At 65.2% G+C, this 16,081-nt stretch carries 10 protein-coding genes and 4 pseudogenes; 6 read left to right on the top strand and 8 right to left on the bottom strand.

The genetic code is table 11. From position 1 onward, the window contains the following. The 6 genes and pseudogenes from AC07CM_RS48665 to AC07CM_RS48640 form a co-directional block, all read right to left on the bottom strand. Positions 1–629: transposase (locus tag AC07CM_RS48665; protein ID WP_478883014.1), on the bottom strand; the 629-nt coding region annotated here is incomplete at its 3' end. Between the two features lie 429 nt (positions 630–1,058). Beyond that, complete coding sequence (locus AC07CM_RS48660) at positions 1,059–1,571, bottom strand: GNAT family protein (protein WP_478883013.1); 513 nt, start codon at positions 1,569–1,571, stop codon at positions 1,059–1,061. A 983-nt stretch (positions 1,572–2,554) separates the two neighbouring features. Beyond that, positions 2,555–2,941, bottom strand: coding sequence for an SsgA family sporulation/cell division regulator (locus AC07CM_RS48655; protein WP_478883012.1), 387 nt, complete (start codon positions 2,939–2,941; stop codon positions 2,555–2,557). 1,033 nt (positions 2,942–3,974) lie between these two features. Continuing rightward, positions 3,975–4,370 (bottom strand): annotated as a pseudogene (locus AC07CM_RS48650) (DUF6009 family protein); the annotation flags it as partial. After that, a complete protein-coding gene (locus AC07CM_RS48645; protein WP_478883011.1) occupies positions 4,370–5,893 on the bottom strand; it encodes a DNA primase family protein in 1,524 nt (507 codons plus the stop codon). The gene AC07CM_RS48645 and the pseudogene AC07CM_RS48650, both read right to left, overlap by 1 nt. Beyond that, entirely contained in the window at positions 5,890–7,005 is a 1,116-nt protein-coding gene (locus tag AC07CM_RS48640) for a bifunctional DNA primase/polymerase (RefSeq protein WP_478883010.1), read from the bottom strand. Before AC07CM_RS48640 ends, AC07CM_RS48645 begins: the two co-directional genes overlap by 4 nt. Before the next feature lie 1,944 nt (positions 7,006–8,949). Between AC07CM_RS48640 and AC07CM_RS48635 the strand changes: the two genes are divergently transcribed. Beyond that, positions 8,950–9,699 (top strand): transposase, encoded by a 750-nt coding sequence (locus AC07CM_RS48635; protein ID WP_478883009.1) that lies wholly within the window; start codon positions 8,950–8,952, stop codon positions 9,697–9,699. A gap of 235 nt (positions 9,700–9,934) precedes the next feature. Beyond that, positions 9,935–11,127 (top strand): annotated as a pseudogene (locus AC07CM_RS48630) (IS110 family RNA-guided transposase). Between the two features lie 18 nt (positions 11,128–11,145). Here AC07CM_RS48630 and AC07CM_RS48625 read toward each other — a convergent pair. Further along, positions 11,146–11,442, bottom strand: a pseudogene (locus tag AC07CM_RS48625) (helix-turn-helix domain-containing protein); the annotation flags it as partial. A gap of 365 nt (positions 11,443–11,807) precedes the next feature. Here AC07CM_RS48625 and AC07CM_RS48620 point away from each other — a divergent pair. Next, the gene (locus AC07CM_RS48620; RefSeq protein WP_478883008.1) at positions 11,808–12,770 is read left to right on the top strand and encodes a D-2-hydroxyacid dehydrogenase; all 963 of its coding nucleotides are present in this window, start codon (positions 11,808–11,810) and stop codon (positions 12,768–12,770) included. 297 nt (positions 12,771–13,067) lie between these two features. Here AC07CM_RS48620 and AC07CM_RS48615 read toward each other — a convergent pair whose 3' ends face one another. Continuing rightward, positions 13,068–14,234: an IS630 family transposase gene (locus AC07CM_RS48615; protein ID WP_478883007.1), complete on the bottom strand. Its 1,167-nt coding sequence runs from the start codon at positions 14,232–14,234 to the stop codon at positions 13,068–13,070. 89 nt (positions 14,235–14,323) lie between these two features. On the opposite strand from AC07CM_RS48615, the gene AC07CM_RS48610 reads away from it, so the two are divergent. The 3 genes and pseudogenes from AC07CM_RS48610 to AC07CM_RS48600 form a co-directional block, all read left to right on the top strand. Further along, positions 14,324–14,650: a hypothetical protein gene (locus tag AC07CM_RS48610; protein WP_478883006.1), complete on the top strand. Its 327-nt coding sequence runs from the start codon at positions 14,324–14,326 to the stop codon at positions 14,648–14,650. Positions 14,651–14,889: 239 nt separating this feature from the next. Continuing rightward, positions 14,890–15,777 carry a site-specific integrase gene (locus tag AC07CM_RS48605; RefSeq protein WP_478883005.1) on the top strand — a complete coding sequence of 296 codons (888 nt, stop codon included), beginning with the start codon at positions 14,890–14,892 and terminating at the stop codon, positions 15,775–15,777. An 83-nt stretch (positions 15,778–15,860) separates the two neighbouring features. Continuing rightward, positions 15,861–16,081: pseudogene (locus tag AC07CM_RS48600) on the top strand (ISL3 family transposase); the annotation flags it as partial.

The raw sequence follows: 16,081 nt of genomic DNA, 5'->3' as shown, positions 1-16,081 counted from the left end.
CACCTGAGGCGGGAGTGGGCCCGGTTGACGCACCTCTGTTTGACCGTGAGGTCCTTCCCGGGCCGTCGCCTGTGGGGAACGGCCACCATGGCACCGGCTCCCTGGTAACCGCGGTCGGCCAGGACCGGGATGCCCAGGCGGATGCAGGTGGCGATGACCCGGTGCCGGCGGGCCGCGGTCAGGTCGTGAGTACGGCCCGCCAACGCTGGCGAGATCCACACCAGGGCGCCGTCCGGAGCGGTCACCACCTGCAGGTTCACTCCATGACGGCGGTGCTTTCCCGAGTAGTCCGCTCGGCCGTCACCGGCCCGGTCGCACTCGGCGAGCGTCCCGTCCAGCAGCACGTACCGGGCATCCGTGGATCTGAGGGCCGTCGTCAGCCCAGGGGCGAGCGCGGCCAGGTGATCGACCACCGCGTGGACGTGGGCGTGAGCGGTGCCCAGGCTGATCCCGAAGCCGGCCGCGAGCTGCCGCAAGGTGTCGTTCTTGCGCAGGTACACCAGTGCGATCAGCGCACGCTGGGATGGAGAGAGCCGGCACCGTCGGTCACCCTCACGGGTGACGATCAGCATCGTGACCCACTCCACCAGGGCATGCGGGACATCGAGTACGGCAGGATATGGAACCAACGAGGCCCCCGAGGTGACGAGCAACGGACGTAAGACATCCCGCTCAACACCCCGAGGGCCTCGCCCGTTACGCCGACCCCACCGCCACCCGATGGTGACCAAACTGAACAAGCTCACTGCCAGGACGCAGCCGTGCTCGAGGTGGTGGACTCACGCACCGTCCGCCCCGATGTTCACGGCTCCCTCACCGACCGGGCCAGGGACAGGTGCATCGCCTCACCGCCGGCCCAACTGCATGGCCACGGTCTGTCGATCGGCATGGACCTCGTGACCGACGAGACCACGCGGATTCGCGCAGCCGACCTGGCCAGCAAATGTTTACCGCGCGTGGCGAGTAGGAGCAGTGATCTATTACGTGGGTGATAACTTGATCGAACTGGCGCCACCGATAGCGATCTCGTCGAACGAGGCGGAACTCGCCAATACCCCTTAATTGAGCGGTCCGATCCTATAGAGAACCTCGTTGTTGCGACTTTCTGGGAAGCAGATGCTGGGAAACAGAATCTGCTGCTCGATGCTCACGGGGTGAGCGGTGCCGAACATCCTCGCAACCATCATAATTTCCTTGTTGTCGACTGCAGCTGTCATCTCCACGAATTTCGCGCCACATTTGATTTGTTGCTCCACGGCATAGCGGACGGTTCTCATCCTGAGGTCCGGGATCCCGTGGTGCGGCTTGCCGGCTTCCTCTGAGATCACGTATGTGTCGGGCTGATCAGGGCGGCGGTAACCGGTTAGGAACCCGATGATTTCACCATTAACGGTGGCCACTGCGGAATATCGCGAGAAATCTCGAAACCACATTCTGTAATAGGAGACACTATTGATATCAAGAAATTTTTCATCATGGGCAATTTGCCAGGCAAAAAGCGCATCATGGGGCGTCGGAGTGCGAAAAGTGACCCGCTCGCAGGGTTCACCCTTACCCTTTATGCTTGTCATGTTCTTCTCTCATAGCTCGCGAGGCCGCGAGCCGTCTGGTTATCATTCCGGCCATTGCGACAGTCATTTCACGACCTCAGCCGCTGTGACAGCGTGACGCCACCAAAAATGTGGCGACCTTTACACCGATCCAGAGGTCCAGGACGTTCGCCCCACTACCCCCGCCACTCACTTCTGCATCACCCCACCCACCCCATCAATGTGCGTCGCCAAATACACACGACACCGCGTGTGTTCGACCTCAACATGCGTTCACCCAGTCTCCCTCGCCCCTGTGGTCCGAAGTAAACATCACCGGCACAAGTGCAAAATTTAGATGATCAGTGTACATTTCACCGCTGGCCTATCGAGCGGCGTGGGTGGCCGCGTCATACCGTGCGGCAGGCATGACCAGGTACTCAAGGCCCGGCTCCCCAGGCGTCGGCAAGGAAAGGTCGGTGCGTCCCTCGACGACCGTACCGATCATCGGTCCGAAGCGTCTGATCAGTTAAGCGATCCCCTGCGGACGGTTGGGTTCGGTGTGGGTTCTTCCCATCTTGGTGGGGCTGCGTGGGCGTGGAGGTGGAATCCGGCGCCCAGTGCTGCTCCGTGTGGCCGGTGTCGGCGTGTGGTGGGTGTGCTGATCGTGGTCACGTTCTGGTGCCGGTGGGCTGCGCGGGGCAGCCGGGTCCGGTCCGTTGGTGCGTGTCCCTCCGGACGCTGGCCGGCACGGCCCGAAGGACGTACTGGGGAGGGGACCTCACGTCGCCTGGGCGTGAGGCGGTTGGTTCGCGGCCGGGTGGGACCGGTCTTCGACCGGTTGGTCCGGCTGGTCTTCGGGGTGGCCGTGATAACGGCCAGTCACTCTGTCCACACGGCCGGGCTCTTGTCTCAAGCTGTGGGGGCAAGAGGTGTGAGTAGCTGTCATTGGGGAGGGTACAGCTGCTGGGCCAGTGTGGGGGTGAGGCGTGGTGTCGGAGCGGAAGGTGTTCTTTTGTGGGTGTTCAGGCGGCGCCGTGGAGTAGGTGTGACAGTTCGGCGTCGATGTCGAATTCGTCGGCCTCGCGGCCTGCTGGGATCAGGAGGTAGGTGCGGTTCAGCCACTCGGCCACGACCGGGAGGGGGGCTCTGAGCCAGGCCTCTCCGTCAGGCGAGGACAGCTCCAGGTTGAGCACGGTGTCCGATCCGCTGGTGCTCGGCCACACTCGGACGTCTCCTTCTCCGCTCAGTCCGAGCATCCCCTGCGCCAGCAGGTCGCGGGCGAACGCCCAGGGCACTGGGCCGCAGGCCTCCGTGTAGAAGGTGACGTGCACGGCGAACGGGTCATCCGGCCGGTAAGACAGGTGGGCCGGCAACGCGACCGCTCTCTCCGGGGCGAGCACGAGCTCCATACGAAGTATTTGATCTATGCAGTCGGTCATAGCTCGACTCTCTGTTTCCACTTGAAGCAGGCCTTGCACGATGTGAGAAGAACACGCTGTGTGCCGCCTTGAGGTGAAGAATTGTCCGCGGCATCCACCCTTGCTCACCAGGTCTATAGCCGCAGACGGTTGAGGGATTTCACGGCCCGGCATGGCGCAACGCCTCCTGATGGGAGGCTCCCAGCGCTGCAAGGCGATCCCTTACGCCCAATTTACCGGCCCAAGTCGCACAGCTTTGACAGCGGGTGGCAGATGCATCGTGTCACTGCTGCGACGCAGCGGGCAGCCCACGCAGCATCTCGGCGTCAAGGGCAGCAACCGACCTGGAGGGGCTGGGAAGTTTAAGGAGAGAACTCTAAGGAATGGCGATCCATGATCCACACTAGTACTCTGAGAAGGTGTCGGTGACTGCGTTGATCAGGCGACGCAAGAGCACGGGGCGCACCCCGCAGGCAAGCTGATCTTGACTAGTGACATCAGTACCGACCTCCGAGTAACACATCGCACCGGTCGCAAACCGATGCGGGCGCGTGTGGCCCAGACCAACGCGCGCGCAGGCTTTGCTGGCCATCAGCATGCTCACGACCCCTCGGGTTCCGCGACCGACATTGTGTTCAGCATCAGACGCCGCAGGTCATCACACTTTGCCCACAGCATCGACTCTCTCACGTCACCGACGGGCAACACCGAATCCATGTGGAGTCCAGCGGGGAAACCCACCTCCCTTGGCGAGCTAGGCACAGGCCAGGCTGGGAGGTAGGACGGCGTGCGTCGCTCCGGACACCAGCCGTGACAAGGTCATCTGGGGGTTAGCCAATACAGCGATTGCCTAGCTCGGGCCTGGCTCGCCTGCTTATGCGGGGCGTGAGTCCAGTTCGGCTGCTGGTAGGTCTTGTTGTTCCAGTGGATTTGTGCGTGGAGGAGTCCGGTGCTGGTTACCGCTCTCCGAGCGTCGTTGGTCCTCCTGCCCGGTCTCCGTGTGGCGCGGTGTTGTGGTTCGTAGCGGTAGCTTTATGCCTAGTTGTTGCATGGCGGTGGAGGGGGGGCCTCCTTCGGAGCGTTCGGTTTTGTAGCCTTTGGTGCGTGGCTGGAGGGTGCGGGGGTCGATGGCTTCGGCTGGGGCGCTTTTGGCGTAGAGTCCCTCGGGTTGGCTGTCGCGGTCGTGGGGCAGTAGCCAGAAGACGCGGCGGCGGAAGGTGCCGGACGCGCGTGAGGGTTTGGCGGTGGGGCCGAGGACCGCGTAGCCCACCATGCGGCCGTCGCGGTGGTAGGCGGGTCTGATCTTCCGGGTGGGAAGCCGGTCCAGGCTCTGGCGGACGTAGTCGAGGTTTTCGATGTCTTCCAGCCACACGAATTCGGTTTCGTGGCTGATCTCGTCCTCGGTGATCAGGGAGCTCATCAGCCCGCGTCCCCTTCCTCGTCGGTGAGCAGTCCGATGCCCGGATAGTGCTTGCGCTGGTTGGACAGGATCATTTCCTTGGGTGAGGCCAGACCCACGAGATCCCGGCTGCGTGCGGCGAATGCGCGTGAGGACATGACCGGTGCTCCTTCATTGTGGCACCACGCCTTGTAGGCGGCGTAGAGCGTGGTCTGCTCGGCACGCAGGCCGGGGGCCAGGCGGCAGCACTCCTCATAGAAGCGGCCGGTGTGATCTTCTGTTTCGGCGTAGGCGGTGGTGGCGATGCGGACGCGTTCGGGGCCTGTGAGGTCGCGGTCGCCGGCGAGGTAGCGGCGGGCGCCGTCGATCAGCCAGCCGAGGATGCCGGAGCCTTCCTCGGTGACGAGGATGTCCGCCAGGTTGTCGATCTTGCGGTGGTCGGGGACGACGCGTTCGAACGGGATCAGTCGCATGCGGCGCCAGAAGGCGAAGCCACCGGTGCCGACCTCGGGGCGATGGTTGCCCAGCAGCCAGAGCTTGTGTGTGGGCTCGAAGCTGAAGAAGTCCTGCCGCATGCGCCGGGCTTTGATGCGGTCGCCGCCGGTGAGGAGCTTGACGCGGGCTTCGTCGAACTTGTCCCCCGGCTTGACCTCCGAGCAGACAATGACCCGGCGGCCGTGCAGTTCGGCGAGGTCGGTGGGGTGGCCTTCGTAGGGGCGGGCCATCAGGAAGCCGGGGGGGGCCGCGTCCGCGTAGTCGCCGAGGAGTTTCATCAGCACGTCCAGCAGTACGGACTTGCCGTTCTTGCCGGAGCCGAAGAGGAAGGGCAGGACCTGACCGCCGACGTCGCCGGTGACCGAGTAGCCGAGCAGCAGTTGCAGGTAGGAGATCATCTTCACACCTTCGGTGTCGTCGCCGAAGGTGTCGGTCAAGAAGCGTTCCCAGCGTGGGGTGGGCAGAGGCTGGGGGCCGACCGCGGTCGAGCGGGAGTGGAAGTCCTTGTTCGGATCCGGGGCCTTGATCAGTCCGGTGCGCAGGTCGACGATGCCGTCCGGAGTGCACAGCGCGTAGGGGTCGGCGTCCAGCCGGACGGCGTTTAGCACCATGCCGGGGGCCGACTTGGCCTGGGTGAGCATGGCGTTGATGCCGGTAGTGGACAAGGCGCGGCGGCGGTGCTGCTGCAGGGCTGTAGTGGTGAACAGGCCGCGTGGGTCGTGTGCGGCGATGTTCTCGGCGAGGTCGCCAGCCGCCCACAGTACGGTGTCGTCCTCGTCGACCTGCCAGCGGGTCGTGTCCCACCGATACCAGCCTATGCCCGGCACATGCCGATAGTCGTTGGCGTACAGCTTGACGAACAGCTTGGCGTTGCCCCGGTCGGTGAGGGTATCGGGCAGCAGACCGTGCGCGGTCGCTTCACCAACTGCGGTGGGGCGTTCGCCGTCGGGCTGCACCGGAAGCGGCACCGAGGCACCATGGGCACGGATCTGTGTGGCAACAGCTTCGGGATCGAACTCGAAAAGCCTTTGGGGCAGAGGCGACGTCATGGGCGCCTCCCGCCTGCATGCAGGGGCCTTTTGAGGCCCGCGGCGAGGCCGCTGCGAATGATCTGCTCGATACGGCGGTCCTGGCCGGGCCGGGCCGCAGCCGCACTCTCCTGCAGAGCCTGCTCCGCATCTGCCTGGGTAAGACGGCCGGCGGCGATGAGTCCGCCGAGGGTGTAAGCGGCACGGTTGAGGATGTCGGAGAATCCGGCACCCTCAGCTACTTGGCCGCAGGCCTCCACAGGAGCAAGGACGGCCGCGAGCACGTGGTGAATGCGCTCGCGGCCTCCACCGGCGGCAAGAACAGCCTGCTGTGCGCGTGGCGGTACTGGTCTCGGGGCGGGGATGCTGGGTGCAGGCAGGTGCCCGGTGCGCTCCAGTTCCTGAGCGAGCCAGAGCGGCAGTGGGGCCGGGTCGCGGGCGTCGCCGACGGCGGTGTAGGTGCCGTGGCTGATGGTGGTGCCGGGGGCAATGATGTAGCTGCCGTGGGCACGGATGTCGACCTGCCAGGCCAGGGCGCGGCCGGGGGTGGAGCCGACGGAAGACTGCCAGCGTCGGTTGTCTGTGGTTCGGTACCAGACGTGCATTCCGCCAGAGGGAGTGCGTACGCGCAAGGTGTTGTCGTCGTCGGCGGGGCTGGGCTGTCCGCGCAGCGCGGCGAGCACAGCGAGCGTATGGAAGCCGTTGGCGAGGCCGGTGAGATCGACGTGGTCGGCGATGCGAATACCGGGCAGGATTCGATCCCGGCTGGGCGGCTGGGCAGTATGGGCGTCGATATCGATGACCAGCAGCCGTGCTGGGCCGCAGGAGACGCCGATACCGAACTCCGGGTGCGCTCCCCACCACTGCTGGATGCGGTGCTGATCGAGGGTGGCTGCGTGGAAGCCGTGACACCAGCGGCCTGAGCGAAGACAGGGGCAGTTGGCGGGTGGGTGCGCTTTTGTTCGGCAGTCGCGGCAGTTCGCGGCTGGGGTCTTGCGGCCGGCGGCGAGGGGATGCACGGGCCAGCCGCGTCGCGCGCACCAGCTGGCCGTCGCCAAGGACAGCTCAGCGACTGAAGACTCAGGAACGGGTTGCCCCGAGTCTCTGTGAGGAAACTGCAGCTCAGTAGACATCTGCACCCCCTATCAGCGACCGAGGCGACTCAATGACGGACACGGACCAACGAACCTGAGTGGTGAGGTTTTGGCGCACATGTGACAGTGCCCTGACAATAGTGATGATTATGGATTAGTGCGGCGTCTGCCAGCGGCCGGCAGAAGGCCCCAGCGACCGAACCGTCTCCAGTCGCTGCGCATCCGGAGAGTCAAAGTCGCAGGTCAGAGTAAGGCAGCGATGCAAGTCAGCGACTGAGGCGACTGAAGCTCTCTATATGTGAGGCACAGGCGCGCGAACGGATGCCTTGATATACCCAGAACTTGAGTCGCTTCAGTCGCTACCTGGTCTGTTTCACGGCCCTCACCTGCACTTTTCTCGGGACCCAATGCAGCGATCGAAGACCCACTGCGTCGCGGAGACTCCGTCGCTGTCCGGGAGAGGCGCAGCGACTGATGAAGCCGCCCTTCCACGTATTCAGCGCCTGACCGCCTCACTTCCTGCAAGGGTCGCTTCAGTCGCTCAGGCCATCCTCGCAGTGCGCGACCGATGGACTCGATCCGGTCTCTGGCCCACCTGAAACTGAAGGAGCCGGTGATCAGCTTTCCGGCCGCCATCAGATACGGCAGCTGAGCACTGAAGATCAGGAATGCCAGCGGATTGATGAAGCTGGGCATGACGCTGCGCCACGTGAACAGCGTCGGCAGCTGAGCATGATCTGAGAGATACGGCTCAGCAGTGCTGCAGCGACTAAGGACCGTAGTTCGTGATCGCGGTCCGCTGGCGCGACGACCTACGCGATCGAAACTGACGCGCCGGTGCCTAGGGGTCACGCTGGCCGCAGGTGATTTCGATCGTGGCCACCATGACGAACGATGCGAATAACGGCGCAGGCCCGTCATACGGAGGAGCGACATCGCCTCCGGGGTCGATGCGGGCGCCAGCGCGGCCAGCACCTCGCTACTCAGCCACTGTGGATTCCACAACGCGCCCAGTACAGACCAATCGGCACTATCTAGCTGATGCGCGATGGTCACGAGAGGTACTCCGATCGTTGATCGTGCAGCAGGAGGAACCGGACGAGCAAGAACGCGCGTTGGCAAAGTGCCGCGTGGGGAGGATGCCTGTGATCCTGCCCTGGGACAGTGGCCAGTGCTGCAGGTAAGTATCGCCGCCTCGATGAGACGCTGGCGCGAAGGGTTTCCGAGGACGGTGGCGGAGCTACCGGACCTTCGCTGCCGAATTCGCCGATGGCCCAGCAGTACACCTGCTGACTGGCCAACTGCGGCACATAAGTCGAAGATCAACATCAAGCTCTTCGCGGCCTTCATGGCCCATCCCACTGGTGCGGATTCGAGCGGCCCCTCAGGGCGCAGAGCGGCGACTCCGGTGACTCTTCCACTCTCCGCCCCAGGTACACGCCTGAACGCTCACCCTCCCGCGCGTTCGCCAACGGCGGGCACCATCGTTGCCCTCACCCCATCCCGTCCTCAACCAACAGTTTGTCCAGTACTTGACGCCATAAATCAACACAAGTTTTCGTCCTACGGGTTCGGCACCTCGAGCCAGATAATCGAGGGCTCCGGCTGAGGCTCTGCCGGGGTTTGAAGCAGACACCGCCCGAAGGAGTGTGGGACTGGGTGCGGAGGGGGGTTGCCTACGGATGGAGTTCGTGGGCTGCGGCGGGGTACTGGGTGGCGCCGTCTTCCGGTTCTGGCCCGAGTCTTCTCTCGAAGAGTCCCATAAGGTCGGCTATGCCCTCCGTGTTCAGCTGGTTCATGGCGGTAGCTGGCCAAGGGGGTTGCGAGGAGACGCTGCTGTGTCGAGGCTTTGAGGACGTGCAGTCACTGAGCATTTTCAGAGTTGCCACCGATCGGGTGACGCGGGGATGACTGTGAGACGGGCGGAGCCCCAGGGCTGTTGAGCAAGCTCTCTACGCTCAACTCTTCAGCCTTGGGGCTCTGTTGGTTTCTTATCGTGCCGTACTCGATGTCCCGCATGCGCTCGCGGAGTGGGTGGCGATGCTGATCGTCACTCGGGAGGGTGACCGCAGGTGCAAGCTCCCGCCGTCCCAGCGTGCCCTGGCCGCTCCGGTGTACCTGCGCAAGAACGACTCCCTGCCCCAGATCGCCGCAGGGTTCGGGACCAGCGTGGGCACCGCCCATGCCTACGTCCACACCGTGATCGCGCTCCTGGCCGGCCGGGCACCGGGCCTGACCGAGGCCCTGAGGACTTCAGAAGCCCGGTACATCCTGCTTGATGGGACGCTCGCGGAATGCGACCGGGTCGGTGACAGCCGCGCCGACTATGCCGGCAAACACCGTCGTCACGGAGTGAACCTGCAGGTCATCACGGCACCGGACGGGACCCTGGTCTGGGTTTCACCGGCCCTCACCGGCCGTGTCCACGACCTCACCGCGGCCCGCCGGCACCGGATCATCGCCACCTGCATCCGGCTCGGAATCCCCATCCTCGCCGACAAGGCCTACCAAGGCGCCGGCGACATCACCGCGGTGCCCCACCGCAGAAAGCCCGGCAAAGACCTCACCACCAAACAGAGGTCTGTCAACCGAGCACACTCCCGACTCCGGTGGCCCGTCGAGAGAGCCATCGCCCGCATCAAGACCTGGCGCATCCTCCGCAAAGCCAGGATCAGCCCCAACAAACTCACGTCAATCGCCAGAGCCATCCTCACCCTGGAGACTCACCGCTGAAAAGGTTCCCTAGGTTGTTCTGCGGGAGGCGGTGAGCCCTTCGTATGGTTCACCCACCCAGGGGCACCGGGTGTGGTTGAAAAGGCTCTGCCGCTTGTGGCTCTCACTGATTGGCCGCCCGGTGCCCCACGACGACTCCGCTGCCAATTAGGAATTGCGAATGATCGCTCTGTAGGGAATCGACAGCGAGGTCGTCCGTGGGAGGGACCAACAGCACACCGCACGGAGGTACCACATGGCCGCGATCTGGGCCGGCATCGACGCAGGCAAGACCCACCACCATTGCGTCGCGATCGACGACAGCGGCCGCCGGCTGCTGTCACGACGCGTTGCCAACGACGAACCCCAACTGCTCGAACTCCTTGCCGCCGTCGTGAAGCTGGGCGACGAGGTGACGTGGGGCATCGACCTTGCCGACGGCGGAGCCGCCCTGGCCATCACGATTCTCCTCAACCACGACCGGTCAGTGCACTACATCTCCGGCCGGGCCATCCACCGTGCCTCCGAGAGCTACCGCGGCGAGGGCAAAACCGACGCCAAGGACGCTGCCGTCATCGCAGACCAGGCCCGCGTCCGCCGTGATCTGCAGCCCTTAGACGCCGACGACGACACCGTCACCGACCTCAAGATCCTCACGGGCCGACGCACGGACCTGGTCGCCGACCGCACGCGGACTGTCAACCGCCTCCGCGCCCAGCTGACGGGCATCTTCCCCGGGCTGGAACGGATGTTGGATGTGACCAACACCGGCCCGCTCACCTTGCTGGTCGGCTACCAAACGCCTGCTGCCATCCGCCGGATCGGCAGCAAACGGCTGGAGACCTGGCTGCGCAATCGGCACGTACTTCGCGCTGACCGGCTCGCCGAGATCGCCGTCCAAGCCGCCGAGCGACAGCACACCAGCCTGCCCGGAGAGAAGCTGACCGCCCAGTTGGTGCACACGCTCGCGACGGAGGTGATGGCCCTCAACCAGCGGATAGGCGAGCTCGACAAGGCTATCGAGGCACGGTTTCGCGACCACGCCACCTTTGAGGTGATCACGAGCATGCCCGGTCTGGGCATCATCCTCGGAGCCGAGTTCCTGGCAGCCACCGGCGGCGACATGAGCCTCTTCGGCACCGCCGACCGCCTCGCCGGCTTCGGCGGTGCCGCTCCGGCGCCTCGCGACTCCGGGAAGATCAGCGGCAACCTGCGGCGTCCACAGCGATACAACCGCCGTCTCCAACGGGTCTTCTACATCTCGGCGCTGTTCAGCATCCGGCTCTGCCCCGAGTCCCGCCGCTTTTACGATCGCAAGCGGGCTGAGGGCAAGCGTCACACCCAGGCTGTCCTCGCGCTCGCCCGCCGCCGCGTCAACGTCCTCTGGGCGCCCTCTTGCGTGACGGACGGTGCTATGAGGCGACCCCACCCACGGTGCTCGCGGCTTGACAGACCGCATTAGGAATCAGTGTCTTTGCGCGGTCGGCGGTCCGGTGAGATCGCCAACACCGGGTCGAGGTGACCGAGGATGCGGTCGGTCGCGGACTTCGAGACCCCGAACAGCGGCGCCACCTGCCACAACGTGAGATTTATGCATCAGTAGACGCGGTCCTCCAATGGCAGTCGCCAAGGCCGGCCTCGTTGGACGTCACCGCCACGGCGCCGTACCCACGCCACCAGTCTGGCGAACTGCACCTCGCTCAGCCCGGAAAACGGCTCGATCCACTTTGGACCATCCGCTGAAATCACCCCCTGCCCACCCAACCCACCATAGGAGACGACCGCCCGACGCTGCCCGGACGCCAACCCGCCTCAGCGTGACCCACACATACGGCAGAACAGCACAAGAGGCCCGATCAGGATTTACGCTACCGATTCGACGAATTTAGCGCTCCGTCGCCAGGTGCCAGGGCGCAAACTGTGCTGAGCTGCGGCGTCCGATGCTGGACAGATTGTCGGTCGCGGAGTAGACGGGACAAGGAGACGATGGCGCCCGGCATTGGCTGTCAGACGGGAGCTAAGTGTGCAGGCATTCGATACATCAGAGTGGCGAGCGCGTAGCGGATGCCCGGACGCGTGAGGTTGGTCAGCCTCGGCCTGACGACCCGACCTTGCGAGGAGCGGTAAACATGGCCAGCGAAGGCACGGAATTGACTATTGTCCTCAACCACCCCGATTCCGAATCTTATGCGCGGCTGATCGGCGAACGTTTCCCGCAAGTTCGCGCCATCATTGCACCAGATTTCAAAGGTCTTGAGCGGAACATCGGGGAGGCGGACGTGCTGTTTTCCGCCCACTTCGCGGTAGAAGTGTGCGAGCGAGCTACGAAGCTGCGATGGTTTCAATCCACCAGAGCCGGCGTCGATTCGCTTGTCCCGATCCGGGACCGGCTCGGTAACATAACGGTTACCAATATGCGTGGCATCCACGGTGACATCATCGCAGATTTCGTGATGGCCGGCGTGACGATGCTGCACTGGAAATTCCGCAGGCTCCTGCAGGACCAGGTTGAGAAGCAGTGGAATCCACGCTATGTGGCACCTCTGGCCGAAAAGACACTCGGCATTGTGGGATTGGGCTCGATCGGGACCACCATTGCCAGACGCGCCAAGAGCGCGGGCATGACGGTCGTCGGCTCCAAGCGGGATATTTCCGGCCCGGTCGAATATGTTGACCGGCTCTTTTCCGCTGATTCGTTGGCCGACATGTTGCCGCTTTGCGACTTCGTGATCCTAGCCTTGCCTGCAACTTCAGATACAGTGGCCACGATCGGAGCAGCCGAGATCGCCCACATGAAGCCGGATGCATTTCTGGTCAATATCGCCCGGGGCAGCATCGTAGTGGAAGCCGAACTGGTTGAGGCTCTCCAGGCCGGCGCGATCGCCGGTGCGATGCTGGACGTTTTCGAACGGGAACCGCTACCGGTGGAAAGTCCGTTGTGGGATATGTCGAACGTGATCATCACGCCGCATGTCGCAGGAAGCCCTACGGGATACATAGAACGGGTGTTCTCCATCTTCGGGGATAATATTGAATGCTTCCTGAAGGGGCAGCCGCTCAAGAATGTTGTCGATCTCGGGCGCGGCTATTAACCACCCGAAGATCTGCAATATTCACCGCCGAAGCTTTTGGTGAATGAGATGGAGGTGTCGCGATGTCGAGACTGAGCAGCGGGCAGGGTATTTTGCGTGCTCGCGATTGATTCGGTTCGCGTTGCGGCGTGCCATCATGTCCTTCGTCGGGCCGGAGAAGCAGCGATGGATGTCGTCACGTCGCTCCCATCGGATCCGCAGGCAGTGAAATCCGTGCAGCCAGGCGATGGGGGTTGAGGAACATCCATGTCAGATCGTGCGCTTAGTGGTCGGCTCCGGAAGTCCTTCGGGGGTTGATCATGCGGCGGGGCGGAGCGAGGATTCTTCCTGGTGATCGGTGGTGTGCCGGTCGAGCCTGGCCAGCAGATCGTCCAGGTCGGGGGTGGTGAACCTCCACTGGAAAGGCTGTGCCGTGGCGTTGTAGCGGTCTTCGAAGGCTCGGAGCCGGTCTCTGACCTCGCCGAGGTCGGTGAAGTCGTTGGGTGAGACGACCTTGCGTTGCACGACGGAGAAGTAGATCTCCACCTGGTTCAGCCAGGAGGCGTGGACGGGGGTGTGGACCATGCCCGCGTTCGGGAACGCCGCGGTCAGCCGGTCGGCGGCCTTCTGGCCTCGGTGGGAGGAGCCGTTGTCGACGATCCAGAACACGCGCTTGGCGCTGGCGTAGGGCTCTTGGGCCATGACCTGGGCGACCAGGTTCATGAACGGGGTGATGCCGGGGCGTGGCTCGGTGCGGCCGAACACCTTCGCGGTGTGGACGTCGTAGGCGGCCAGGTAGGCCACGGCTCCGCCGCGGCTGTAGGTGTGGTTGACGCGCATCGCGCGGGCCTGCCCGGGGGCGAGGGCGGGGTGGCAGCGGCAACGGGCCTGGATGGAGGTCTTCTCGTCCGCGCTGATCACGTACTCGTCCTCGCCGAGCGGGACGTCCTGCCAGGTGCGGGCGTACAGGTCCAGCACGCGCTGGGCCCTGGTGCGGAAGTCGGGGTCGGTGATGAAGATCCAGGAGCGGTGCTGCCAGGGCTTGAGCGCGTCCCCATCCAGCCGGCGGCGGACGGTGGAGGCCGACACGAACGTGGCGATGCCCCGGGCCACGGCCTCGCGGGCCAGCTCGGGCGCTGACCAGCGCGACAGCGGTGCACCGGTCTCGGCGGGTAACCGGCAGGCCAGCGCCTTGACCTCGGCAACTTGGAGCGCGGTGAACGCCGGCGGGCGACCCGACCGATCGCGGTCGCCCAGGCCGCCCAGCCCCTGCTCGGCGAACCGGCCCCGCCACCTGCGCACGGTGTCCAGGTGCAGGCCCGTCTCCCGGGCGATGCGCGCGTTGGAGCGGCCGCGCGCGGCATGCAGCACGATCTGCGCGCGCATCCGCAGCCGGTACTCGCTCTTGTGGCCATGGGCCAGCACTTTCAACCGCTCACGCCGGGCGGCGCGCAGGACTATCGGGCGGGCGGCGGCAACAGGCACGTCAGGCAGGCCTATCGAGAGAAGCGGATCAAGGACAGGCCGCAGCCTGCCGCATCCCCGGGTCCGGCCCGTCGGGCAGGATGAGCGCCATGCCCACGCCCTCGGAACACACGCGCCTGTCCGTGGAGGCGCGCCTCGACGAGCGCGCCCGCACCGCCTGGCCGCAGATCGATCAGCTGCACGTCCGCCACCGCGGAGCCTTCGCCTACGTAGAGGCGCAACTGGCCCACGGCGAACAGGTCAAGCTGATGCGCCTGCGCTATACCGGCGCCGTCGGCAGGTGGGGCTTCGCCCTCTACCTGGCCAGCAGCGACCGCTACGAGGACTCCCTACTACCCACCAGCAGCACCACCGGCACCCCCGCGGACGCCCTCGACTGCGCCTGCCAGCTCCACCTCGGCGCCCCCGACATCTGACCAGACGCAGCCCATACAACACCATCTCCGCAGTCAACCCCCGAAGGACTTCCGGAGCCGACCACTAAGCCCGCGTCGGCCCTGGTGGGCGGCTGACGGGGCGTCGGTCGCCGGAGGGTTCTGAAGTCGTCCCGCAGATAACGCCCTATTATCCGTGGCATCGCTGATCACGGCCTGCGGCGACGTTCGCTGGGCCGTACGCGAAGCGACCCCGTTATCTGCGGCAAAGGGAGGGGACCGTGCCCGCGGTCGTGCAACTGCCCACTGGAAAGGCGTTGACCGTGAGCACGGCGGCCGACGTCTTTCTCGACTCGCGCGGCAACGCCAACACCCTCCGCTCGTACGGCATCGGGGTCGGCAAGACCGCCGAGCGCCTCGGCGAAGCCCGCCTACTCGCCACCGTCGCCGACGACGAGATCGGCGAAGCCCTCGAACAGCTGTGGGGCGAAGCGGCGGTCAACACCTGGAACGCCCGTCGGGCCGCGGTGCTGTCGTGGACGGCCTGGTGTGCCGAGCGCGGCTACGACGGCCCGGCTGTGCCGGCCTGGGCGAAGCGGCTGCCCTCGCCCGACTCGGAGACCCCGGTCCGCTCGAAGATGGCGATCGACCGGCTGATCGCCCGACGCGACGTCCACCTGCGGGAGAAAACGCTGTGGCGGATGCTGTACGAGACGGTTGCCCGGTCTGAGGAGATCCTCGGCGTCAACATCGAGGAGCTGGACCTGTCCGGGCGCCGGGCCCCGGTGAAAGCGAAGGGTGCCAAGCCGCGTACACGCCGCCGGGGCGTCCCGCGCGAGGACTTCGTGATGGAGCCCGTGTACTGGGACGCTGGCACCGCCCGCCTCCTGCCCCGGCTGATCAAGGGTCGTACACGCGGCCCCGTGTTCGTCACCCACCGCCGCCCGGGGCCGGGGAAGGTCGTCAGCCCGCGCGACGTCTGCCCGGACACCGGCCTTGTCAGGCTGTCGTATGGTCAGGCCCGCGCCCTGCTGGACGAGCACACCGCGCTCGGTGGGGTGCCGGGCACGGGCTGGGACCTGCACGAATACCGGGTCTTCGAAGTTGAGCGGTGCGGCGGGTCTCGCGCACTGACGTGGCGCACTGTGTGTGACCGGCTCCGGGAGTGATCGCCTCCTGGAGGCAGAGGGCCCGTGGGCCTGCGTGATCATTTCTGTTGTCTAGGCAGAAGGATCATGCAGGAGCCACGGGCTTGGTCAACGATACGACGTTGCTGCTCGATCTCGACGGGGTGTCCGTCGTGCGGGTCGAGCGGCTGGGTGACGGCAGTCGTCGGGTGCATCTGGTCGCGGCGGACGAGGCGGCGCGGGCCTGCCCCGCTTGTGGGGTCTTCGCCTCCCGGGTGAAGGGAACAGCGGTGACCCGGCCGCGTGATCTGCCCTACGGCGAGAGCAGGTTGCAGTTCTTATGGCA

The organism is Streptomyces sp. NPDC044061, assembly GCF_056434305.1.
Note: the sequence above shows the minus strand (reverse complement) of the source record. Positions and strands in the feature narration are given on the sequence as shown.